19 protein-coding genes and 1 other annotated feature are annotated in these 22,964 nt (G+C 52.9%); of the genes, 6 read left to right on the top strand and 13 right to left on the bottom strand.

All coding sequences use genetic code 11. The features are described 5' to 3' along the window. Positions 1 to 15: 15 nt before the first annotated feature. From B5E77_RS08920 to B5E77_RS08870, 11 genes are read right to left on the bottom strand one after another with little or no spacing between them, the layout of a single operon-like run. Positions 16 to 1,449: an MBOAT family O-acyltransferase gene (locus tag B5E77_RS08920; RefSeq protein ID WP_087165024.1), complete on the bottom strand. Its 1,434-nt coding sequence runs from the start codon at positions 1,447 to 1,449 to the stop codon at positions 16 to 18. Beyond that, the gene (locus B5E77_RS08915) at positions 1,446 to 2,354 is read right to left on the bottom strand and encodes a hypothetical protein (protein ID WP_087165023.1); all 909 of its coding nucleotides are present in this window, start codon (positions 2,352 to 2,354) and stop codon (positions 1,446 to 1,448) included. The genes B5E77_RS08920 and B5E77_RS08915 overlap by 4 nt, the downstream gene beginning before the upstream one ends. Then, positions 2,354 to 3,553 carry a hypothetical protein gene (locus B5E77_RS08910; RefSeq protein ID WP_087165022.1) on the bottom strand — a complete coding sequence of 400 codons (1,200 nt, stop codon included), beginning with the start codon at positions 3,551 to 3,553 and terminating at the stop codon, positions 2,354 to 2,356. The genes B5E77_RS08915 and B5E77_RS08910 overlap by 1 nt, the downstream gene beginning before the upstream one ends. A 9-nt stretch (positions 3,554 to 3,562) precedes the next feature. Continuing rightward, entirely contained in the window at positions 3,563 to 4,516 is a 954-nt protein-coding gene (locus B5E77_RS08905) for a glycosyltransferase family 2 protein (RefSeq protein ID WP_087165021.1), read from the bottom strand. A 48-nt stretch (positions 4,517 to 4,564) separates the two neighbouring features. Next, positions 4,565 to 5,428, bottom strand: a complete 864-nt coding sequence (gene rfbD, locus B5E77_RS08900; protein ID WP_087165020.1) for a dTDP-4-dehydrorhamnose reductase — start codon at positions 5,426 to 5,428, stop codon at positions 4,565 to 4,567. 17 nt (positions 5,429 to 5,445) lie between these two features. Further along, entirely contained in the window at positions 5,446 to 7,047 is a 1,602-nt protein-coding gene (locus B5E77_RS08895) for a hypothetical protein (RefSeq protein WP_087165019.1), read from the bottom strand. A 14-nt stretch (positions 7,048 to 7,061) separates the two neighbouring features. Further along, positions 7,062 to 7,433 carry a DUF2304 domain-containing protein gene (locus tag B5E77_RS08890; protein WP_087165018.1) on the bottom strand — a complete coding sequence of 124 codons (372 nt, stop codon included), beginning with the start codon at positions 7,431 to 7,433 and terminating at the stop codon, positions 7,062 to 7,064. Beyond that, on the bottom strand, positions 7,430 to 8,131 hold the full coding sequence (locus tag B5E77_RS08885; protein WP_087165017.1) for a glycosyltransferase family 2 protein: 702 nt from the start codon (positions 8,129 to 8,131) through the stop codon (positions 7,430 to 7,432). The genes B5E77_RS08890 and B5E77_RS08885 overlap by 4 nt, the downstream gene beginning before the upstream one ends. Positions 8,132 to 8,164: 33 nt before the next feature. After that, positions 8,165 to 8,929 carry a glycosyltransferase family 2 protein gene (locus B5E77_RS08880; protein WP_087165016.1) on the bottom strand — a complete coding sequence of 255 codons (765 nt, stop codon included), beginning with the start codon at positions 8,927 to 8,929 and terminating at the stop codon, positions 8,165 to 8,167. Between the two features lie 6 nt (positions 8,930 to 8,935). Next, positions 8,936 to 10,264 (bottom strand): glycosyltransferase, encoded by a 1,329-nt coding sequence (locus tag B5E77_RS08875; RefSeq protein WP_204248036.1) that lies wholly within the window; start codon positions 10,262 to 10,264, stop codon positions 8,936 to 8,938. Then, positions 10,236 to 13,256: a fucose pyrophosphorylase domain-containing protein gene (locus B5E77_RS08870; protein WP_087165015.1), complete on the bottom strand. Its 3,021-nt coding sequence runs from the start codon at positions 13,254 to 13,256 to the stop codon at positions 10,236 to 10,238. The genes B5E77_RS08875 and B5E77_RS08870 overlap by 29 nt, the downstream gene beginning before the upstream one ends. 127 nt (positions 13,257 to 13,383) lie before the next feature. Between B5E77_RS08870 and B5E77_RS08865 the strand changes: the two genes are divergently transcribed. Then, a complete protein-coding gene (locus B5E77_RS08865; RefSeq protein WP_087165014.1) occupies positions 13,384 to 14,178 on the top strand; it encodes a hypothetical protein in 795 nt (264 codons plus the stop codon). Beyond that, the gene (locus B5E77_RS08860) at positions 14,175 to 16,676 is read left to right on the top strand and encodes a YfhO family protein (protein ID WP_087165013.1); all 2,502 of its coding nucleotides are present in this window, start codon (positions 14,175 to 14,177) and stop codon (positions 16,674 to 16,676) included. Before B5E77_RS08865 ends, B5E77_RS08860 begins: the two co-directional genes overlap by 4 nt. Positions 16,677 to 16,680: 4 nt before the next feature. Here the strand turns inward: B5E77_RS08860 and B5E77_RS08855 are convergent, their stop codons facing one another. Next, positions 16,681 to 17,631, bottom strand: coding sequence for a sugar kinase (locus B5E77_RS08855; protein WP_087165012.1), 951 nt, complete (start codon positions 17,629 to 17,631; stop codon positions 16,681 to 16,683). A 185-nt stretch (positions 17,632 to 17,816) separates the two neighbouring features. Beyond that, positions 17,817 to 18,071: a binding site (T-box leader), on the top strand. Positions 18,072 to 18,224: 153 nt separating this feature from the next. Here B5E77_RS08855 and B5E77_RS08850 point away from each other — a divergent pair. The 4 genes from B5E77_RS08850 to B5E77_RS08835 all read left to right on the top strand — a co-directional run bounded on the left by B5E77_RS08850 (position 18,225) and on the right by B5E77_RS08835 (position 21,961). Continuing rightward, positions 18,225 to 19,316, top strand: coding sequence for an ABC transporter substrate-binding protein (locus B5E77_RS08850; RefSeq protein ID WP_087165099.1), 1,092 nt, complete (start codon positions 18,225 to 18,227; stop codon positions 19,314 to 19,316). Between the two features lie 61 nt (positions 19,317 to 19,377). Then, entirely contained in the window at positions 19,378 to 20,295 is a 918-nt protein-coding gene (locus tag B5E77_RS08845; RefSeq protein ID WP_330394654.1) for an ABC transporter permease, read from the top strand. A gap of 2 nt (positions 20,296 to 20,297) precedes the next feature. After that, positions 20,298 to 21,095, top strand: a complete 798-nt coding sequence (locus tag B5E77_RS08840; protein ID WP_087165011.1) for an ABC transporter ATP-binding protein — start codon at positions 20,298 to 20,300, stop codon at positions 21,093 to 21,095. 26 nt (positions 21,096 to 21,121) lie between these two features. Then, positions 21,122 to 21,961 carry a PHP domain-containing protein gene (locus tag B5E77_RS08835; RefSeq protein WP_087165010.1) on the top strand — a complete coding sequence of 280 codons (840 nt, stop codon included), beginning with the start codon at positions 21,122 to 21,124 and terminating at the stop codon, positions 21,959 to 21,961. 119 nt (positions 21,962 to 22,080) lie between these two features. Here B5E77_RS08835 and B5E77_RS08830 read toward each other — a convergent pair whose 3' ends face one another. Beyond that, positions 22,081 to 22,956 carry a DegV family protein gene (locus B5E77_RS08830; protein ID WP_087165009.1) on the bottom strand — a complete coding sequence of 292 codons (876 nt, stop codon included), beginning with the start codon at positions 22,954 to 22,956 and terminating at the stop codon, positions 22,081 to 22,083. Between the last annotated feature and the right edge of the window lie 8 nt (positions 22,957 to 22,964).

Below are 22,964 nucleotides of genomic sequence, written 5' to 3'. Positions count from 1 at the left end.
ATGTTCCAGTCCCTCCTAGAAATTCGCATACAGGAAACCTGATACGCCGAACACGCCAAACAGCACAATGCTGAGCGTCATAAACGCAAGCCAGAATACAGACAGCCAGGCTCCTTCCTTCCCGCGCGTCCGTCCGTAGACCCGTTCCCTCTCATACAGGAATAAAAAGAAAAGAAAGCCGCAGGCTGTAAGAAAATAGGCTGCGCAGGTATTGTCCCCCGTAAAAGGCAGAATCGAGTTCTGAATATCCGCATAAGAGAGGGAAAAGCCTGTCACCGCATGCTTAAGAAACGCAAGCGCACCGGCAAAGCTCTCAGCACGGAAAAATACCCAGCCGACCGTGACGCCGCAAAAGGTCACCAGCGTCTGCCAGATCCTTCTTGCCAGACTGCTGTCCGGATCCTTTTTCCGTGAAATAAGGTTCCAGACGCCGTGAATCCCGCCCCAGATCACATAGGTCCAGCTGGCTCCATGCCAGAGGCCGCTCACAAGAAACGTCGCCAGTACATTGACGCCATGCCGGAAGGATGACACCCTGCTTCCCCCCAGCGGAATATAGATATAGTCCTTCAGCCAGCTGGAAAGAGAGATGTGCCAGCGGCTCCAGAACTCCTTGATTCCACGGGAAAAATACGGACAGGCAAAATTCTCCCTGCTGCGGATTCCCAGCAGGTTCCCCATTCCTATGGCGATATCCGAATACCCCGAAAAATCACAGTAGAGCTGAAAGGAATAAAAGAAAGCCGCCATCACGCAGGCGAGCCCCGGATAAGCCTCCGGCGCTGCAAATACCGCATCTACATAGCCGGACAGCCGGTTGGCAATCACCATCTTCTTAAAGAGTCCCAGTACAATCCTCTGAAGTCCTTCCGCAAACAGCCCTGCGTCATAGGCCGGCCCTGCGTGAAGCTGCGCCAGAAAGCTCTCGGATCTCTCAATCGGTCCTGACACAATCTGCGGGAAAAACAGCACATAGGTCAGATAAGCCCCGCAGCCGGACAGCCCTTTTTCCGCCTCCCGCTTTCCCAGAAAGATATCTGCATTATAGCTGATGATCTTAAAGGTATAATAGGAAATCCCCAGGGGAAGCAGAAGAGACAGCGACGGCACACTCCCGGAAATTCCTGCGAGGGCAAGCACAGACGCCACGGAGTCCATGAAAAAATTGAAATATTTAAACACAAAAAGAACCAGGAGCACCGGCAGGACTGCCGCCGCCAGCCAGATCCTCTTTTCCTTTTTCGTTCCGGCCCTTTCCGTGCCGATGCCTGCCGCAAAGGACCAGAGCGCGCTTCCTCCTGAAAGGAGAAGCAGGCGCGGGTCCGCGCTCAGATAAAAAAGCAGGCTGGCGGCCAGCAGAATCCACCGCCTGCCCGCCTTCGGCGTCAGATAGAAGACTGCCAGCACGCCGGCCAGAAAAGCCAGAGTCAGCATCACATTTGAGGTCATGAGTCCGCTTCCTTATAAAGATCTACACCCACGTTTACGAGGATTCCCAGCAAAATCACAGAATACAGCACCATCGGCAGCTTTGTCTCCCCGTTGATCACATTCGCATAAGCACTGTAGGAGACGATCAGATGCAGCATTGGAATGTAGAACCTTTCCTTCCAGCGCATAAAGTACAGCAGCGCCGCAATATCCGCCGTGTATCCGGCCCAGGCCGGCATATAGGGCGCAAAATATGGGATCAAAACAGCCAGGAACAAAAACAGCCGCAAAGCCAGATCCGGAGTGATCTGCACCTTCTTCTTCACAAAGCAGTAAGCAAGAGTAAAGAGAAGTCCCAGCAGGAAAAGAATAAAGACCTTATCAAACAGGTTTACAAAGGCTCCCTTGGGAATAATCTCATAAAAGTTCGGCCACCCGAAGGTCAGAGTCTGCGGATAGTCCACATTCATACTCACAGACGCGTCAAGCCAGCCCTGCCGCATCCGGCACACTGCAATCACGGCTCCTGCCAGCCCGCTTAAGGCTCCCAGAAAACGGAAGCCCCGGATATACAGATAAAATCCCACAAAAAACAGAATCACATAGTATACGGCATTCACATTCCAAAGCGCGCCATTGGCTGCCACAGTCGGATAAATCACAAGAATTGCGTATGTCAGGAAGGCCCGGTTCCTGCTTCCCGTACAGCGGTGTACGATAGCCCCGCACAGGACAGCCAGCAGATACTCCAGCACGATCGCACCGATTTTCTCCACTCCCGTCTCTGTATAGCTCATCACAGGCAGGCGCAGGAAAATTCCTGTGCCGGTAATGCAGACTGCCAGCAGAGCGTCCAGGAATGTAAACGACAGGCTTCCGATTTTCCATTTTTTAATGATAAAATCTCTCAAAAAATCATCCATTACGCTGCCTCCTTTTTCACCGGGGCCAGCTGGTTTTCCGGATTTTTCATATATTTCCAGATATCAAGGCCCACAAGAACCAGAAGCCCCAGCTCCACAAAGGCCCATACACCGTAGTAAATAGACGGCTCATTAAACCTCAGCTGTCCCAGATACGCCATGTAGGAATTGAAGGACAGCAGGATATGCACCAGCGGAAAATAAAATTTTTTCACGTTCATCAGCGCATAGATGATCGCAAGGATATCCGCCACACAGCCGTATCTCTCATGCATATGCGGCAGGAACCAGGGCGTCAGAATCGCGAAAAACAGCGCCATCTGCACGATAAATTCATTCGTGATCCGGTAACGCTTCTGGGCCATGGCGTACATCAGAATCATCAGGATCCCCAGAATCAGCCAAGTACCCGAGGAAGCATACTCCAGAAGGAAGAACTGGTTGCCGATGATCTGATAGATATTGGGCCACTTAATCGACAGGGACCAGACGTCCTGCGCTCCCTGGGCCATATAGATATTGATCAGCTCCATCAACGGCCGTCCGGCGATCCAGGCCGGCACAATGCTTAAGAAATACAGCGCCGGGATCCACAGAAAAGCTTTAAGCTGTACCTTTTTATTCACCCAGAGAATCACAAGGAACGGGAAAATAAACAGGGACTGAAGCTTAAACACAAAGGCCATCCCAAAAAAGAACATGGCAAGACAGGGGCGGTCTTCAAAAAAGTAATAAAAGCAAAGCAGCAGAAAGGTCATAAAGATAATATCGCACTGAGCCCAGAGCGCGCTGTTCGCCCAGATCGTCGGCACCAGCAGCATCAGCCCATAGGCCGTAATGCTCTTGAGCCTGCTTCCTGTCACCTTCCACGCTATCTTTCCCATAATCACAGCCGCCACAAAATCGAGGGCAATATGGAGGCCCTTGTAGGCTGTCATCGGGTTGATGGGCAGCTTGCTGATTACCCACAGAATATAGACAAAGGTGGGTGTATAGTCATAACGGTCCGTAGCCAGATAGGAAAACCCCATCTCCTTCAGATCCGAAATCCACGGATCCCAGTACATTGCCCAGTCATCCGTCGTCACGACACGCAGAATCAGGCGGATTGCCAGGCCGATCACGGTCAGGGCCGCCAGATACAAAAGGTCTGCCCGGTCAAATTTGAGGAATCCGTGCTTTTCCGTTTTCTTATTCATAAAACACTCCTAATCGTCCAGTACAGTTTCGATGATATATTTGGGGCGCTCCTTTGTCTCCAGATAAATCTTTCCGATATATTCCCCTACGACTCCAATCGCCAGAAGCTGCAGTCCTCCGATAGCCCAGATCGAGATGATCATACTGGTCCAGCCTGCCACTGTTTTTCCCATAAAATGTACAATCAGAGAATACAGGAGCATCAGAAGGCTGATCCCGAAAATCAGGATTCCAAAGGTCGTAATCAGCCGGATCGGCTTGATGCTGAAGGAGGTGATTCCGTCCGTCGCAAAGGCCAGCATCTTTTTCAGCGGATATTTGGATTCTCCTGCAAACCGCTCATGGCGCTCGTAGGTCACCACATCCGATCTGTAGCCAATCAGCGGCACAATGCCGCGCAGAAACAGATTGACCTCCTTAAACTGCGCAAGCCCTTCCAGGGCCCTCCTGCTCATCAGCCGGTAATCCGCATGGTTGTAGACGATCTCCACACCCATAGCCTGCATAATCTTATAAAAGCCCTGGGCAGTAAATTTTTTAAAGAAGGTGTCGGTCTTCCGGGCGCTCCGCACGCCGTAGACGACGTCGTTCCCCTCATAATATTTCTCCACCATCTTGTCAATCACGTCCACATCGTCCTGAAGATCCGCGTCCAGGGAAATCGTCATGTCCGCCTTTTCCTTCGCCGTCATAAGGCCGGCCAGAAGAGCGTTCTGATGTCCCTTGTTTCTGGACAGCTTTACTCCGGAATAGATGGGGTTAGACCTATGCAGCTCCTCGATGATCTCCCAGGTCTTATCCTTTGAGCCGTCATTTACAAACATGATTCTGCTTTCTCTGGAAATCATTCCCCGCTCAAACATGGAGTTCATCTTCTCCAGCAGCTGTCTGGCCGTCTCAGGCAGCACAGCCTCCTCATTATAGCAGGGGATTACCAGATATAAAATGTCATTTCCAGTCATCAGGCGTTTCTCCTTTCGTACAGGCGGTAAGCCCATCCTGCACAGCGTCTATCCCAACAGCTCCTTCATATAGACCTCAATGGCATCCTGCCAGGGCGCGAAGGAAAAGTCTGTCGTCAGCTTCAGCATATAGTTCTCAAGAATCGAATAAGCCGGCCGGTCTGCAGAAGCCGGAAACCGTCTCTTGTACTCCTCGGAGGTAATCGGCTCGATCACCGTCTTCTTTCCCGCAAGCTTCAGCACAGCAGCCGCGAACTCAGCCCAGTTTGTATCACCCTCACAGGTTCCATGGAAAAGTCCGTAGTTGTCTGTCGGAAGCAGATACCGAATAGCCTTTGCCAGCTCTGCCGCGCTGGTGGGCGTTCCCACCTGATCCATCACGACGCCGATCGTATCGTTGGTCTCAGAGAGCTTCAGCATGGTCTTGGCGAAATTGTGCCCGTCTCCATACAGCCAGGCTGTCCGGATGATAAAATAGCGGTCCGCAAAATCCCTTACAAAATTCTCTCCGGCAAGCTTTGTGGCTCCGTACATGCTCTTCGGATTCACCTGATCAAATTCTGTCAGCGGCCTCTCTGCCACATCTCCCGGAAATACGTAGTCCGTAGAAATGTGCATGAGCTTCGCTCCCGTATCAGAGGCTGCGATAGCCAGGTTGCGCGCGCCGACCGCGTTGATTTTATATGCCAGGTCCGGCTCCGTCTCGCACTTGTCCACATTTGTGTAGGCAGCGCAGTTGATGATCGCATAGGGCTTTACCTCCCGCGCAAGCTTCAGGACCTCGTCCACCTTCGTGATATCCAGCTCTCCCACATCCGTGTTCACCAGCTCATACTCTGTGCTTCCCGCATACTGCTGATTTACCGCCCGGCCCAGCTGGCCGTTGCAGCCTGTCACAATAATCCTTTTCATCCTTTTTCTCCTTTATCTTACTCTGAAGTCTCAGTTGTTTCCTGTGTTTCTTCCGCTGCGTCCTCTGTGTCCGTCTCAGCCTCCGGAACCCTCTTTACCATATATTCCTTGTCATAGTATTCACACATGGCAAGATTTCTTCCATCCTGCGGATCCTCTGTGAGCGTTCCATAATACAGAAGCTCAGGCCGGTAGGTGACCTCATCCACCACGACCTGCTTCACATCCGGGTCGTTGTAAAGCGCTTCGCGCTCTTTGATTTCCTCATGATAAACCTGCGCTTCCCCATAGACCATGGATTTCAGGGCAGACGCCGTCGTGATTTCCTCCAAATCGGTGACAATGTCTATCTTCCAGATTCCCAGAACCGCGCAGAAAATTCCCACAGCTCCCAGGATGGCAGGAGCGCCCTTCCGGAGCAGCTCCATCACCTCAGCGCCGCATTTCTCATACTGCCTCCGAAGCCAGCCTGCATAGTAAACCGCGTTGGCCGCCCAGAACAGCACGACTCCGTAATACAAAATATTGTAATAACGTCCTCCTGAAATATAGCGCACCGCATAAATGCCCGGCACCCACATCACCACTACCATACTGTAGCTCACAAGAGTGAAAAGCAGCGGGCAGCGGAAGGAGAAGCTTGTGTCTTTCAGCTTCCAGAGCATATACAGAAATAAGGCGATCACCGCCAGCACAATCACCACATTCATCGCTTCTGTATACATATATTCCAGAGATTTCGTATAGGATTTGTAAATAGCCTCAAAGGGCGTCCGATGCTGGAACAGAGCCTGCCTTCTCGCATTTCCGGGCGCAAGGAAGCTCAAAGCAAAGGCCGGGAGAAAGACAAGGAAGAGCGCCGACGCCTGAACCTTCATCACTTTCCCGTATTTTTTTCCTGCCAGAACGTCCACAGCCAGGGAGAAAAGCATTACGGCCGTCAAAAGGGCCGTCGGATACATGCCTCCAGCCAGCAGGATAGTCAGCAGCAAAAGGCCGATCATCCGCTTCACGGATATTTTCTGCCTTCGCATGGAATCTGCCAGAAGGCCGAAAAATGCCAGCATGGCTGAAAAAAGTCCCGTATATCCCACACTTCCATTCCACCAGTAAAAGGCCTCCACTCCGAAAGGCACATACTGAATGCAGAGCGTCATCACCACGCAGGCCGTCACGGCAGCCACAGCCCGGGAAGCGCCCAGGATCCGGTGCACCATCACCTCGCAGAAATACCAGAAGCCTGCGGTAAATACTCCCAGCAAAATAAAGGTCTGAATAAAGGTAATTTTCTCTGTGATGATCGAAGGCCGCAGAGCCGCTATGATAGCAAAGGTGTAGGTTCCCTGCCAGGAATGCCACAGATTCACAGCGCGCTGCACGGCAGCCTTCAGGACCGCCGGGATCACTGCCAGGCCCTCGTTTTCGATAAGCGCATGCCTTGTCAGAATTCCATAGTTAAAGTCATCCATAGCCGGATGATTGAAAAAACTCAGGGCCAGAAGCGGAATCAGGCTTATCACAAAGCAGATCAGGATAAAACGAGTGTGGTTCTTCTCCTCCTTCAGCCAGCTGATAAATTTCCCCCACCACAAATCCGCAATTTTATAGATTGTCTCCAAAGCATTTCCCTCTTTTATCTGTTCTTTCCCTTATTTTCTTCCTTCTGCTCGTCCGCCCGCTCCTTTTCCTCCAGAGCCAGCTCCTGAGTCAGATCCTTTACCTTATTCTCCAGCGTGGACAGCTCTATGGTCATCAGGAACATCTTGACCAGCAGCACAAAGATAAAGAACAGGAAAATAAAGTTTACCGGAAGCTGCATTCCGATCAGCCTGGTAAGCATAGATACCATCCACGGGAACAGGCTGAATAGAATCAGCACGCCCGCGAAAAGGATCCAGAAAATCGCGTATTCAATCTGCAGCTTGGACTGGCGGATTTTCTTCAGAATATAAAAGGTCGTCAAAAGTGACACCACTATCAGAATCACGCGGAATACTGTGCTCATCGAACCTTCACCTCCCTGCGCTTCCGGAAGTTCTGGATAAACAGAATAGACAGAAGCATCCGCAGCATATACATCATGGATTTGGTAACATTCAGGTAGCTCTCCCCTGCGATACGCTCGTCCATCTGCACCTGAACCTCTGCGATTGTAGCGCCCTGCTTCAGCAGGTAGGAGATCGTATCCGGCTCCGGCCCGTAATTCAGGTTCAGCGCAAACTCTGCAATCATCTTTTTATTGAACATGCGCATGCCGGAGGTGGGATCCTTTACTTTTTTTCCGGTCGTGAGCCTCGTGGCTACAGAAATCAGCCTGCTGCCCAGCATCCGCATGGAATGCGGCTTTTTCTCCGTCACAAAGCGTGAACCGATCACAATGTCATAGCCTTCCTTTATTTTCTCCAGCATCGGGGCAATATACTCTGCCCTGTGCTGCCCGTCCGCGTCAAACTGGATCGCATAGTCATAGCCCTTCCGGTAAGCATATTTGAGCCCTGTCTGAAAGGCTCCTGCAAGCCCCAGGTTCACAGCCAAATCCACCAGCTCATAGCCCTTTTTCCTGCAGATCCGGGCCGTATCGTCCGACGATCCGTCGTTGATCACCACGTAGTCATACATGGGATAATTCGTCTTCAGGTTTTCCACCACGCGCACAATATTTTCTTCCTCATTGTACGCCGGGATAATCACCAGACACTTCATCTGTGTTCTCCTTACTTTCGTGTTCTTTTTATCTTACTTCTTTTTGACGAACTGCGCAAGTACTCTTAGCGTCCGGCACAGATCCGTAAACCACGCAAAGCGCACTCCGTTTTCCTTCAGAGCCCTGTGCCCTTCCTTCATGCCCGCCAGATAGGCGCCCAGGCTGTTCGTGCTGGTTCCCCCGTGGGACATATAAATCAGAACCTCCGGAAGATAGGAAAGGCGCACCCCTCCATCCTTCAGGATCCGGATCATAAATTCATAATCTGCCGAAATCCGGTAATCTGTCTTATAAAGCCCGAATCTGTTGTAGACGCTTTTCCGAAGATACAGAGTCGGATGTCCCGGCATCCAGCCAAAACGGATCCTTCCCTGCCCCTGATGCCAGCGCCGCACGACCCGCTCTCCTTCCATATAATAGAGATCCCCATGGACGCCGTCTGTCTGTTCCCGCTCCATGATATCCACCATCTTCGCGATCACATCCGGCCCGGAGTACTCGTCAAAGCAGCAGCCCAGGATATCTCCGGAGGCCATACGAATCCCCTTGTTGAGCGCGTCATAAATGCCCTTGTCCGGCTCGGAAATCCATTTGAGCCGCTCTCCAAACTGCTTCTCTGCTTCCCGGATAACCTCCAGCGTCCCATCGGAAGAGCCTCCGTCCACAATGATATATTCGATATTTTCATAGCTCTGAGAACTGACCTGCCGGATGATCCGGCGCAGGTTCTCCTTGTCGTTGTAGGTCGCGGTGATGACCGAGACCTTTGGTGTATGCTTCTCCATGTTTTCGTCCATTTCTGTCTACTGCTCTGTTCCTGTATTCTGTCCCGGCACTGCCTGCCGTCCCTGTCTCTCAAGCAGGCTCCTGTAAAGCTTCAGATAATCCTGGAACCTGTCGTCTTTATCGTATCCGGCAGCTCTGCGAAGGCAGGCTTCCTTTTTGTCCGGCTCGCCCCTGAGCTCTTCGATCGCCTGGATCAGCGCTTCTATGTCTCCCTTAGGCACAATCTTCCCGCAGGAGGCATCCACCGATTCCACGCTGCCCCCTGTGGCAAAGGTGATGACCGGCGTCCCGCAGGCCAGCGCTTCCAGGTTCGTCGTGGGGAAGGTATCCTCAAGAGTCGTATTCACATAGGCATCTGCCATGGAGTAATATTCTGCAAGCTCCTCCATACTGTTCGTCCGCATCACGCCGTGAATCCTGGGATGAAGCGTTTTCAGCTTCCGTTTCGACAGGCCAATGAGGATAATCTGATACGAATCGTCAAGCCTGTCCGCCAGCTGTTCAAAATAGGCGTAGCCCTTCCTCTCCTCCCACATACTGGCCACTCCCAGCAGAATATATTTGTTTTCAAAGCCCAGCCTTTTTCTCAGGCCGCCATTCACCGGGCGGAACCTGTCCAGCGCAATCCCGTTGGGAATCACCTGCACAGGGTATTCTCCCAGGTAGGATTCCCGGACATAGCCCGCCAGCCACCGGGACGGCGTCACTACCGTGAGATCCGGCACGCCTGTAAAGGCATCCTTCTTTCTTTTATAATTTCCGGCTGAATTGTCCTTAAACAGCGCATAAGGATAAACATTCTTATACTGGGGACAGCTTCCGCAGCCTGTCTTCCATTTCATGCAGCCGATGTAATCAAAATGCGCGCAGTGGCCGGTGAAGCTCCAGCAGTCATGAAGGGTCCAGACCACCGGCTTTCCGGACGTTTTCAGATACCGGAAAAGCTGTTCCACATCCAGATAAAAGCCATGGATATTGTGAAGATGGATAATATCCGGATCATACTCCTTGATCTTCTCGATCAGCCTTGCCGTCTGCTTTGAGGAAGCAAAGCCGTGCTCTCCCTTAAAAAAAGTATGGAGCACATGAACACCCATATCCAGATTCGTACCGAATTTCCAGGTCTTCACTCCTTCAGGCGCCTGCCTTCTTCCGAAGGCAATCATCCCTTCGTCTCCGGCCTCCTCCAGCGCATGAACGATGTCTACCGTGATGCGTCCCACGCTTCCGCTGCCGCAGACCGTATTAATCTGTAATACCTTCAAATCTCTGTCCTCCTGGCTCCCTCCAGGGTTCCCCCCGTAATGACAGCCAATCTCAAAATACCAGCTCGCAGTCCCAGACATCTACGCCGCTCTCCTGGAATACACTGCGGATTCTCTCCCGCAGCTCTTCCTTCGTGCACCCTTTTTTCAGAATAGCCTGAAGGAAACCGCCGCCTCCCGCTCCACAGATCATTCTGGCCGCAAGCAAATCCTCACAGCTTAAGAAAATCTGATCGATACAGGTATTTGTACTTCCGCTATCCAGGCGTCTTGACAGCTCCCAGTGCTGATCCAAAAGCCTGGCAAAGCCGTCGATATTTCCCTTTTCCAGCTCAAACTTCATCAGCACGGCCACCCTCTGAATCTCATAGAGCACCTCCAGAGAATTCGGGCTGGATCCGATATAGCCGCCCACGACCTCCCGGAGCAGGTTTCTGGCCAGCCGCCGCTGTCCTGTATAAATCAGGACAAACCTGCTTTTCAGCTCCTCTACGGCCTGTTCCGGAATATTCAGATGCTGCACGCGGATGTCCTGCTTCAGGCCCGGCTTTGTCGTAATCAGCTTGATTCCATTTGTCAGGCCGCCCACCTGATCCTGCCAGCCGCCGCCTGTGCTCATCAGCTGCTCCATGCAGAGCACATAGGAATACAGCTCGTTCTCCGTGACTTCCTTTCCAATGTACTGGAAAATAGCCTTTACACAGGCTCCGGAAAGGATGCTGCTCGTTCCAAGGCCTGAACCTCTGGGGATTCCCATAACTGCCGTAGACAGGTAAAGGCCTCCGCCCAGCTTTTGAAGGATGCTCTCGAAGGAAGCCTCCCCTGCCAGCGGAACGATTCCGCAGGCCAGAAGGGCCGCCTTGTGAAGGGCATAGGTATCAAAGGGATCCCGGCAGTTCTGCAGACGCTCCAAATCCGTAAATTCATCATAAGCGCCGGAATCTGTGCTTGCAAGGGCAATGCATGGCTTTTCGATCCGCTTCACAGTCACCACCACAGGGCAGATCCCATTCAGCTTCGCCGCGGCGTTCAGCACTGTGCCGCCATGCTCATTACAGTAGGGCGGCGTGTCAGACCAGCCTCCTCCGAAATTCACACGGATAGGAAGCTCTACCGTCACCTCGTCCCTGGTAATATAATAGGCCTCATCCTTCGGAGCGTCTCCGATGCTGGCCTCATACAGGCTGTCACAGATATAACGGAAGCACTGGTTTTCCAGCTCCTCGCTTACCTGGCCCTTTGTCAGCCTGGACAGATAATAATAAATCCTCATGCGGATTCCAAACTCTGATTTTTCCGCGATTCTGCGGAGCTTTTCCACCTGGGAGGGCGTGACGCCCTGGCTTCCGAAGACCGCTCCCGCCTCCTCCACGCTTTTCCTTTGCTCCAGCGCCAGCAGGAAGCGGGCAATCCGAACCTGAGTCCCAAGCTTCTCCTGCCAGGCCACGATCTCCTTCACATCCGCATGCTCAAAGCTCTCCTGAAGGCTGAGGCGCTTTCTGGAGCGGTAGGCGGCGGCATGCTCCGTTTCCCCTGCCGCCAGCGCAAGAACCTCCATGGCGGCCTTTACAGCCTCCTCGATGGAACCGCAGACTGGATACAGCTTTGCGGTCCACAGAAAATGCCCTTCCTGCTCCCAGACCTCCTCCGGCGCAAGACCGGCATTGTCAAGAAACGTTCCAAGCGTGCCCCCCAGGAAGGGCGCGTTTTCTTCCAGCGTACCCTTAGGATTGTCATTTACCCCATAGACACGCACTACAAAGCTTCCGCCCTTCTGCTTCAGCCCATGCAGGACGGTGTGGGCCGGAATCCTCTCTCCGCGCAGCGTCACAGCAGAAATCACACAGTTCTCTTCCACAACCGTTCCGCCGTAAATATAGCTGTCTTCTATATAAGAAGAAGCTGCTGCCCTTGCATCCCGCTCAATGTAGCTGCTGCTGCAGGCGCAGGAGCTTTCTTCCTCCTCCACTCCCAGCACCTGGCGCTTCCAGTCAAGGAACTCGTAGTTATCGATCTCCTCCGTCACAAGGCTTAAAAGCTCTCTTGTGGTTCCGAAATGAATAAACTGAGCCGGAGACAGGCACAAAAGCTTCAGAGAATAGGGGTGAAGAGCCTCCCAGATCTCTTTCCGGCATTCCTCAAGCTCTATGCAGAACTCTCCCTCCGGCTTTTCCTTCAGGTACTGTTTAAATGTGGAACGGGAAGCCAGCGGATACAGAAAATCACCGTAAAAGCTGATGCGCGCCCTCTCATTTACAAAGCGCTCATACTTTTCCGGAACGATTTTTCCCTTCTCCCCAATCAGGGAAAACAGGCTCTCCAGCAGATCGCAGTCCAGCATAATGGCGCCCGTGTCCAGATCCACCGCTCCGTGCTCATTCACCGCACCCAGGGCGCGAAGCTGCTCCTCACTCTGCTTATGGAGAAAATTCGCCACATAGCCGTCCCCGTCTCCGAGGAATACCCCGTGATCCTTTCCTGTCTCCACATTCTCCTTGATCGAAATGGCAGCCGCTCCCCGGAACGTGAAGTCAATCTGCAGCGGATTAAACAGCAGCAGCACGTCTCCGGACAGCACCAGCATGCCTTCCTTAAAACGGGCCGGCATCCCTGCCATACCTATCATAAACTCATCAAACAACGTAGAGCGCCTTCCGTCCGGCAGCTCCCGCGGAACCGGAGAAAACAGCTTCCCGCAGGCCGAATACTGGGGAACCCGCTTAGAGTCTCCGCCGGAATGGATGACAAGAATCCTCTTTCCGCGGAAAAACCGCTCTCCCTCCCCGCATTCGCTCAAATATTTCATCACATGAAAGGTGGCTCCTCCCGAGCCCACGCGCCTTCCGTCCGGATCCGGAAGCACCTTATATACCGTCCCGGCAGCCAGCCGCCCCATCGCAAGGCGCGCGTCAATCTGCGCCTGATAGGCTGCCGCCTGCTCCTCGTTGGACGCTGTCAGAATCACATAATCCCACTGAATAAAGTATTTCTTCGTGAGAGATTTTTCATACTCCTCCCAGGCGTCCTGATAACTCTGTCTCAGAAACAGATTCTTTATTTTCTGCGGTTTCATAACTTCTCCCTTGTCTGTATTTTTTTTAAATGGTATAATGCCTGTGTCGTCAGACATTCTCTGTATATGATATAGAAAGGCAGACCGCAGCCACCGCCTCCTGTGCGTGGCTACGGCAGGATACACTATGGTAATAATACAACCTTCAGGCGGTTTATGCAATAGAATACGAGTAATTAATTCGGCATGGGAGCTTGCGAAGCGCAGAAAAGAAAGGCTGATCGTACTCTGGTATCTGTGTCCCGAGCTGAACTGCTCCTTCGAGGATCTGTTCCTTCCGGTCACAGAGCCGGGCATCAAAATCATCAATATCCGTTCCTTGCGCGACCCCCGGAAGCTTCTGCTTCAGCTCACGGCCGGCCAGCGCTTCGGAAACGACGACATACTGAACAACAAGACGTACGGCGTCTTAAATGAGAATTTTTATCGTTCGCTGAAGAAGCGGGTTTATATCTTTACCTGGGAGCATTTTTATCCTTCCCACAATTACAGCCTCTACGTACCCACTCCGGCATTGCAGAAGCGCATTGATTCCTTCACAGGGGATTTCGCGCCCCGCTGCGTAGGCGTCCATATCCGCCGCACGGACAATGCAGTTTCCATGGGAAAAAGTACGACAGAGCAGTTTCTCGCAGAGATGAAAAAGGAGCTCGAGGCTCATCCGGAGACCCGTTTTTTCCTGGCTACCGACGACCAGTCCGAGGAAGAGCTGCTGCGCCGGGAATTTCCCGGAAAAATCATCAGCAACCAGAACCGGACCATTGACCGGAATTCCGTGGAGGGCATGCACGACGCGCTTCTTGACCTGTACTGCCTGGCAGCCACGGATAAGCTGATCGGCAGCTACTGGAGCTCTTTTACGGATATCGCTGCGGATATGAGGGGCATCGAAAAGGTAATCGCAGGAGATGAGAATTCATGAGGAAGCTTGCATGCCCTCTGCTGCTTACAGGGCTTTTCATCCTTTTGATTGCCCTTTCTCTGCCTTCCGGCTGCGTCTATGGCTCCAACACAGACTGGCTCAGCCAGCATGCTGCTCTGGCTGAAACCATCCGGAACGCCTGTCTGGAGCAGAACACCCTGCTGCCTGATTTCCTGGCTCTGGGCGGAGGCAGCAACGGCTTCCAGTTCTCCTATTATGGGTACCTGCGGCCTGACATCCTGATTGGCTGCCTCCTGCCGTCCGTGCCCATGTATCAGATTCTGATTTTCTATTCTCTGGCCGGATACCTGGCCAGCGTACTTCTGTTTTACCTGCTGCTGCGCCGGGAACAGCTGTCCCGTCCGTACGCTTTTATGGGAAGCCTGCTCTTTCTCACCGCTTCCTGCTTTTTTCATACACACAGACAGCTGATGTTCGTCAACTACATGCCGTTTCTGCTGCTGGCTCTTCTGGCAGTCCAGAAAAATTCCAGGCGCATGCCTCCCATGCTGCCTTTTTTTCTGCTGCTTATCTGTCTGCACAGCTTTTATTATGCGCCGGCCTGCTTTCTCGCCACAGGCTGGTACTGGCTGAAGAAATCCGGGAAAGCCTTCTTCCGCCCCTGGCTTGTGTCCTCAGCTCTGGCTGCCTGCATGTCGGCGGCTCTGCTGCTTCCCACAGGCCTTGCCATCCTGGAGCACAGGAGGGCGTCTGCAGCAGCCGACAGCGGTCTTTTCACCTTTTTCGGAAACCTAAGCTCCCTGCTCTACAGCCCCTATGGTCTGGGCCTCACCATGCTGGTCCTCTACCTTCTTCTTCTCGGACTTAGCCTGAAGCAATACAGGACTGACAGTCTGATTTTCCTGATCCTGCTGCTATGGGGCGGCGCTTCCTACCTGCTGAATGCAACGTTGTATGCCAGATCCAAGATCCTGATTCCTTTTCTTCCCCTTCTCCTGCTTCATTCCACAAGGCTGCTTGCAGACCTCCGTTCCGGGAAAGCCTGCTGGAGGCTCTGGCCCTTCCTGCCCATGCTGGCCGTGGCAGGGCTGTATCTGAAACGCAGCCTCCGGGGCATGGTTCTGGCAGATCTGCTGATCCTTTTTGCTGCAGCCGTACTCCTTTGGATGCTGGCCCCAAAAAATATGGCAGCTCCGCACAGGACTCTTTCCAGGGCAGCCTTTTCACTCCTTTTTGTGATGCCCTTTTTCTGTTTTCTCCACTCGGCCTCCACAGAGGATTTTGTAACCCGGGAGAAGCTGGCTTCCGCTCTGTCCGAACCGGAATACAGGCCAAAGGCCTCTGCCCTGTACCGCTGGGATTCCCTCTCTCAGCCCATGACCAAAAGCAATATGGACATAGCTGACGGCCGGAACAAAAGCACCATGTATTCCTCCGTTTACAACGGAGCGTACTCTCAGGTATATTATGACTTTTTGAAAACACCGATCCAGATCAACAACCGCCTGGCAATTTTGGCGGCTGATAATCCGTTTCTTCTGCATTTTATGGGGATTCGTTATGTGGAGACAGAACCCTCCCGGATTCCGGACGGATACCATGTGCTCTGGGAAAATGGGGATATGGCCGTAGCCGAAAATGAACGCGTCCTTCCGACAGCGTATGTGACAAACAGAACCATGCCCGAGGCACAGTTTGAAAAGCTTGCAGGCTGGGAGCAGGCGGAAGCGCTGGCACGGTATGCCGTCACGCCCGATTCCGGCCGTGCAGACTGGAATTCTAAAATTCAAAGCTTCTCCCCTGCCTTGAGCACCGGAAAGCTTCCTTCTTCATTAACCATTTCAGAGACTGCCGATTCCAGGGGCCAGCACAGCCTTGAGATCACAGCCTCCGAAGACACCAGGCTGACGCTGTCCCTTCAGAAGCCCCTGAAGGATCAGCTTCTGCTTCTGGATTTTCAGGTAGAAAATCATACGCGCAGCGCGGTCGTCATTACCATAAACGGCGTAAAAAACAAGCTTTCTGCCCCGAACGCCCCTTATCCCAACGGAAACAGCCGCTTTTACTACGCCTTTTCTTCTGCAGAAAAGGAGCTCCGAACCCTGGAAATCACCCTGCCCAAAGGACACTATACGCTCGGAAGCATTCAGTTCTTTCTGCTGGACGCCTCCGTTTTTACTGAAAAAAGCGTCCTTCCCGCCAAAGCCTTAAATTCCTCTCCCGGAGAAATTCTCGCATGCAGGGCCAGCGCTCCAAGGGGCGGATGGTTTATCACCTCTATTCCCCTGCAGAATGGGATGACCTTCCTTGTAGACGGTAAGAGGGTCCGCCCCTCAAGGGTCAACACTTCCTTTGCCGGAACGCCCTTAAGCCCCGGAGAGCATGAAATTCATCTTCTCTTTGAGGCTCCCGGAAAGCGCCTGGGAATCCTCCTCAGCCTGACAGGCGTGATTGGCTGGGCGGCAGCCAGCCTGGCGGGCGCCGCCTCTGGCGCCCGCCTGAAAAAGTTTCTCAGCTCAGGAGCATCCCCGCGCTGACGGCCTATGCCTCCGGGCTGCCGGCCTCCTTCAGAAATGCTTCCAGCTCCTCTCTGGAAGGCGCTCCCTCCATCGGCCCGCGCTTCCGCACAGACATAGCTCCAGCCGCATTTGCAAAACGGGCACATTCTGTCAGGCTCTTCCCTTCAATCATTGCCGTCAGGAATGCACCGCAGAAGGTATCACCTGCTCCGGTGGGATCTACTTCCTCCACCTGAAAGCCGGGAACCTGAATGACCTCATCCCCCGCATAGATCCGGCAGCCTGCAGCTCCATTTTTCAGTACGACGATTTTTCCTTCCAGAGCCCACTGCCTGCATCCCTCATCATCCGTAGCCGCGCCTGTGAACATCATGGCCTCTCCCCTGCTGGGAAAAATGACATCGGCGCGTTCAAGCACCGGATGGCACAATTCTTTTATCTCCTCCACACTCAAGGCCTCTGGACGGATATTAGGATCGAAGCACACCTTTGTCTTCTCCGACGCCCCCTTTACCATCTTATATACTGCATCTGCACTGTTCTGATTCGTGGACAGTGCGAAGCCGCTCACATGGAGCCACTTCGCGTCCCTGATTTTATCCAGATCCACATCATCTGCCGTCAGCATCCCCGGCGCCGCATGATGCACATGATACAGAAAGCTTCTGCTTCCATCAGAGTAATAGCACACAAAAGCCACTCCTGTAGAGGCTTCAGGGTGAACCCTTACCATAGAGCAGTCAGCCCCGCTCTCCTTCAGGCGGTCTGTCACGCAGCGTCCGAAGCCGTCGTTTCCCACAACACCAATCATGGCGCATCTTGCTCCCAGCTTTGCGGCGGCATTCAGCATAATAGCAGTGTCTCCGCTGGGATAAGGGCCGCTGAAATCTGCCGGCCTGTCGAGCGGTTTATCGAGCTCTTTGCGCATAATTTCGCATAAAAGAGGCCCCATCGTTACAATATCAAAGCTCATAGTTTTCCTCCTCGCATCCAGTATTGTTCAATCCCGATTCTTCTAAGCCCACAGGGATGTCTACGCCCTTGTGGATTTTAGGTACATTTATTATAGCATAATTACAGGGGCTGGCAATTTTTTGAACGAAAAAACAGTTGACAAACCGGCCCTTTACCGCATATAATACCAGTAACGTTATACAAGAGAAACCTGTGAAGAAGAATAGTAGCTGGCGGATGTCAGGCCACAGAGAGTCCCGGAGGGTGGAAACGGGATGTGAGACAGTCAGTGAATGGGCTTCGGAGGGCGGCTTTGAACGGAGTACTTCCAAGTAGGGGCTGACGGGACCCCACCCGTTATCCATCGGGGCACGTATGATGGTACGTGTAGCGAGCGGGCATTTCGCAGGAAATGTCAATTTGGGTGGTATCGCAGAAGCTTTCGCTTTTGTCCCATGTATGGGGACAGAGGCGTTTTTTATTTTCCGGAATGCTTTTTTGATTTTCAATTTCGGAAGAAGAAAACGCCGGCGGGCTTTTCATCCGCCGCTGTCCCGGCAAGACAGCCGGCCACATCTGCCGCCTAAATCTAAAAGAATGGAGAATGACGTTATGAAAAAGAACACTCTGAAAAAACTGATGGCACTTGGATGCGCAGCTGCGCTTTCCCTCTCCCTGATCGGCTGCTCCGGCGGCTCAGATTCTGCGAATGATACATCCGCTGAGACAACAGAGGAAACCACAGATACGGCCGGAACTGAAGCTTCTGACACAGCTGGCACAGATGCCGCAGCCGGAGAGACCGCCGAATATACAATCGCTATTGTAAAACAGATGGATCATGCTTCCCTTGATGAGATTGCAAATGCTGTCGCTGCTGAGCTGGACGCAATCGCCGCAGAGAACGGCGTAACCATCAATTATGAGATTTATTCCGGACAGAATGACCAGACGACGCTGAAGCAGATCGGCGATCAGGCTGTCGCAGACGACGTGGACGCTATCATCCCGGTTGCTACGCTGGCAGCCCAGGTTATGACCGTTTGTGCAGAGGATACCCAGACACCTGTAGTTTACGCAGCCATCTCCGATCCGGAAGCTGCCGAGATGACCGGCATCGACTATGTAACCGGCACCAGCGACGCTCTCAATACAGAGCTTATCCTGGACATGATGCTGGCTGCCAATCCTGATGTGCAGAATGTGGGACTGCTCTACTCCCTGTCCGAGACCAACTCCACCAAGCCCATCGCTGACGCAAAGACCTACCTGGAGGAAAAGGGCATCGCTTATACCGAACAGACAGCCAACACCAACGATGAAGTAATCGCAGCCGCTTCCGCCCTGATCGCCGATAATGTGGATGCCATCTTCACTCCGACTGACAATGTGATCATGGCTGCCGAGCTGGCTATCTATGAGGATCTGGCTGCCGCAGGTATCCCGCACTACACCGGCGCTGATTCCTTCGTCCGCAACGGCGCATTTGCCACCTGCGGCGTAAACTATACGAACCTTGGAACCGAAACTGCCGACCTGGCCTATACTGCCATCACAGAGGGTATGGATGGCCTGGAGGACTACTACCTGTCAGAGGGCGGTATCATTACTGTAAACACTGAGACTGCGGAAGCTCTCGGCATCGACTATTCCGTATTCTCCGATCTGGGTGAGGTTGTCGAGGTTCAGACCACGGAGGAATAGAATCCGGCACATACCCACAGCTATAACAGCTATATATTTGATTTTCGGAGGTAATGTTCCTGTGCAATCTATACTTTACATCCTGCAGACAGCCCTGGAGCTGGGATTCCTGTACGCGCTCGTACCCATGGCCCTGTTCCTGAGCTTCCGAATCCTGGACATCGCCGACATGACCACGGACGGCTGTTTTGTACTCGGCACTGCCGTATCAGTCACGCTGGCGGCATCCGGCCATCCGTTTCTTGCCATCCCCGCAGCTATGCTTGCGGGGATGTGCGCTGGTTTTGTGACGGCATTTCTGCAGACCCGCCTGGGCGTCCCATCTATCCTGGCAGGTATTGTAACCAATATGGGACTCTATACGATTAACCTGATGGTTATGGGCTGGAGCGCAAATGTCAGCCTTCTTCGGGTAGACACTATTTTTTCTCTGTTTGAGGACACCGGGATCGGCGGACAGTGGCATGAAGCCCTGCTTGCTGGCTTTGTCACGGTTCTCGCAGGAGTTCTGCTTGTCCTCTTTCTCGGAACAAGACTCGGCCTGTCCATCCGCGCAACCGGCGACAACATCGATATGGTGCGGGCTTCTTCCATCAACCCGACCTTTACCATCACGGTAGGCCTGTGCATCTCCAATGCTCTGACCGCTCTTTCGGGCGCCATGGTAGGACAGTATCAGAATACGGCGGATATCAACGGCGGCACTGGGATCGTGGTAATCGGCCTGGCCTGTCTCATCATCGGAGAGACCGTGCTCGGACGGCGCACAGTGCTGAAAGGAGCCATCGCAGCCATAATCGGTTCCATCATCTACCGTTTCATCTATGCAATCGTACTTTACACAAAAATCATGCCGGTTCAGGGGCTTCGTCTGGCCACCGCTGTCATCGTCGCCCTTGCCATCGCATTTCCGACTATTAAGAGCTGGGCCGCATTTCAGAAACGGAAAATGGCAGCCCGCCAGAAAGGAGGCCGATAAAGATGCTGGATATCCGTTCCATTTCCAAAACCTTTAACCCTGGAACCGTCAATGCCAAAAAAGCTCTTTCCGGCCTGTCCCTTCATCTGGATCCAGGCGATTTCGTGACCATTATCGGCTCTAATGGAGCAGGAAAATCTACGCTGTTCAATGCGATCGCCGGCGTTTTTTACGTGGACGAGGGCTCTATCCTGCTGGACGGAACCAATCTGACCTTTCTTCCGGAATATCAGCGCAGCCGCATGATCGGCCGCCTGTTCCAGGATCCGCTGAAAGGAACCGCACCCGGCATGACTATCGAAGAGAACCTTGCACTGGCATACCTGCGCTCCACAAAGGGAAGCGCACCTTTTGCCCGGATTTCCAAACGGGATAAGGCTCTTTTCCGGGAAAGGCTGTCTCTTCTGCATATGGGCCTTGAGGACCGCATGAAACAGCCCGTAGGCCTGCTGTCTGGCGGACAGCGTCAGGCGCTGACCCTTCTGATGGCTACTCTCGTACCGCCAAGGCTTCTGCTGCTTGATGAGCACACTGCCGCTCTTGACCCGGCAACTGCAGAGAAGGTGCTGGAATTGACGCGCGATATTGTTTCCAAAAAGAATATCACCTGTCTCATGATTACCCACAATATGAAACAGGCCCTGGAGCTCGGCAACCGGACGCTGATGATGGCGGACGGAAATATCGTCCTGGACGTAGGCGGCGAGGAACGGAAGCACATGTCCGTTGAACAGCTGCTGAGCCGTTTCAGGCAGGGAGCGGGACATGAGCTGGACAATGACAGGATCCTCCTGTCGTGATTTGAAAGAGAAGGAGTATTCCGTTTATGAAATATGTCGATCTCCATACTCATTCCACCAGTTCTGACGGCACTTTTACGCCTTCAGAGCTGGCGGCATACGCCGCCAGGAAAGGACTTGCGGCTTTTGCCCTGACCGATCATGATACAACAGACGGGCTGGCAGAGGCAGAAGCAGCAGCGGCGGAGCATGGAATCGAATTCGTTCCCGGCATTGAATTTTCTACTGACTATGACGGGCATGACATTCACATTGTCGGCCTGGATATTGACCGCACGCAAAAGGAGCTGACGGAGCTCCTGCAGGCCTTCCGCCAGAACCGGGACGCCCGCAATGAGGAAATGCTGGAGCTCCTGCGCACAGTCGGAGGCTTTGCTATTACCATGGAAGACCTTCGCAGAAGCTATGGTCAGGACACTGTGATTACCCGGGCGCATTTCGGCCGCTGGCTTTTCGAGCACGGATGTGTAAAGTCCATTTCAGAAGCCTTTGACCGCTACCTGGGCGACGGCTGTCCCTGCTTTGTAGAAAAAAAGCGGACACGCCCGGAGACCGCCATCCGCCTGATTCTGGGGGCCGGAGGCATTCCCATCCTGGCCCACCCGCTTCTCTATCATCTGTCTATGCCAGAGCTGGAATCTCTGGCCCGGACCCTGAAAGATCTCGGGCTTCTAGGCATTGAAGCTATCTATTCCTCCAATATGGGGACAGACGAGAGCCAGATGCGCAGGCTTGCCCGGAAACTGGGCTTGAAAATCTCTGGAGGCTCTGATTTTCACGGAAAGAACAAGCCGCTGATCGATCTGGGCAGCGGCCGGGGAAACCTGAAAATCCCCTATGAGATTTTAGAGAATCTGAGAAAATAATATCCTTATATTTGCAAAGCTGGATCTGAAAAACGGCGCCGGGAATGTTTCTCTCCGGCGCCATTTTTGTAAATTCACTTTTTTATATCTTCACCTTTTGTATCTTCGCCTGTATGTTTTTATCTTGGATTCCCCATAAAGAACAGCGCTACAGTTCCCGGGCCGGAATGGGCTCCGATCGTCGGTCCCACATGGTTGATTATAAATTTGTCAACCCCAAAGCGCTCCTGAACCAGCTTCTGTACGTATTCCGCGTCCTCCTGGCAGTCGCCGTGGCTGATGAATACTTCACTGTTCTGATCCTCATAGCCCTTGATCTGATCCGCCATGCGGTCCACCAGCGCAGCCAGGGATTTCTTGCGGCCGCGGACCTTTCCGATAGCAATCAGATGTCCCTCATCATCCACATGAAGCACCGGCTTAATATTAATCATGGTGCCGAGAACGGCAGTGGCCTTGGAGACACGGCCGCCTCTGTGCAGATGGAAGAGATCGTCTACTGTGAAATTATGGCACAGGTGCAGCTTGTTTTTCTCTACCCAGTCCGCCACCTCTTCCATAGATTTTCCTGCTTCCTTCAGCTGCACAGCCTTATGAACCAGCAGCCCCTCTCCAAGCGAAGCGCTGAGGGAGTCAATCACTATGAGCTTCCTGTCCGGATATTCGCCGCTTTCCCGGATTTCTTCAGCAGCGACCATCCCGCTGCCGCAGGTGCCGCTTAAACCGGAAGAGAAAGCGATGTAAAGCACGTCGTTTCCCTGGTCAAGGCAGGCCTTGAACGCTTCCTTCGCCTGCTCGGGGTTTACCTGCGAGGTCGTCGGCATGGAGCCCGCTCTCATTTTCGCATAAAATTCTCTGACATCCAGAGGATTTTCTCTGTCATAGGTATTTCCTTCGATTGTATAGCTTAAGGAAAGAATCGCGAGCTGATGCTCCTGAATGTAGCTCTCCGGCAGGTCCGCAGTGGTGTCTGTCATAATCACATATGGATTCATTCTGGTAC

This window comes from Lachnoclostridium sp. An131 (assembly GCF_002160825.1).
Taxonomy (GTDB): domain Bacteria; phylum Bacillota; class Clostridia; order Lachnospirales; family Lachnospiraceae; genus Laedolimicola.
This window is presented reverse-complemented; position numbering and strand designations above follow the sequence as displayed.

Coding starts and splice junctions, on each gene's coding strand:
- B5E77_RS08865 (WP_087165014.1), top strand. CDS start 13,384: ATGGTAATAATACAACCTTCAGGCGGTTTATGCAATAGAATACGAGTA.
- rfbD (WP_087165020.1), bottom strand. CDS start 5,428: ATGAAAAGGATTATTGTGACAGGCTGCAACGGCCAGCTGGGCCGGGCG.
- B5E77_RS08915 (WP_087165023.1), bottom strand. CDS start 2,354: ATGGATGATTTTTTGAGAGATTTTATCATTAAAAAATGGAAAATCGGA.
- B5E77_RS08840 (WP_087165011.1), top strand. CDS start 20,298: ATGCTGGATATCCGTTCCATTTCCAAAACCTTTAACCCTGGAACCGTC.
- B5E77_RS08920 (WP_087165024.1), bottom strand. CDS start 1,449: ATGACCTCAAATGTGATGCTGACTCTGGCTTTTCTGGCCGGCGTGCTG.
- B5E77_RS08870 (WP_087165015.1), bottom strand. CDS start 13,256: ATGAAACCGCAGAAAATAAAGAATCTGTTTCTGAGACAGAGTTATCAG.
- B5E77_RS08855 (WP_087165012.1), bottom strand. CDS start 17,631: ATGAGCTTTGATATTGTAACGATGGGGCCTCTTTTATGCGAAATTATG.
- B5E77_RS08830 (WP_087165009.1), bottom strand. CDS start 22,956: ATGAATCCATATGTGATTATGACAGACACCACTGCGGACCTGCCGGAG.
- B5E77_RS08905 (WP_087165021.1), bottom strand. CDS start 4,516: ATGACTGGAAATGACATTTTATATCTGGTAATCCCCTGCTATAATGAG.
- B5E77_RS08850 (WP_087165099.1), top strand. CDS start 18,225: ATGAAAAAGAACACTCTGAAAAAACTGATGGCACTTGGATGCGCAGCT.
- B5E77_RS08875 (WP_204248036.1), bottom strand. CDS start 10,264: ATGTCTGGGACTGCGAGCTGGTATTTTGAGATTGGCTGTCATTACGGG.
- B5E77_RS08890 (WP_087165018.1), bottom strand. CDS start 7,433: ATGAGCACAGTATTCCGCGTGATTCTGATAGTGGTGTCACTTTTGACG.
- B5E77_RS08860 (WP_087165013.1), top strand. CDS start 14,175: ATGAGGAAGCTTGCATGCCCTCTGCTGCTTACAGGGCTTTTCATCCTT.
- B5E77_RS08885 (WP_087165017.1), bottom strand. CDS start 8,131: ATGAAGTGTCTGGTGATTATCCCGGCGTACAATGAGGAAGAAAATATT.
- B5E77_RS08880 (WP_087165016.1), bottom strand. CDS start 8,929: ATGGACGAAAACATGGAGAAGCATACACCAAAGGTCTCGGTCATCACC.
- B5E77_RS08910 (WP_087165022.1), bottom strand. CDS start 3,553: ATGAATAAGAAAACGGAAAAGCACGGATTCCTCAAATTTGACCGGGCA.
- B5E77_RS08835 (WP_087165010.1), top strand. CDS start 21,122: ATGAAATATGTCGATCTCCATACTCATTCCACCAGTTCTGACGGCACT.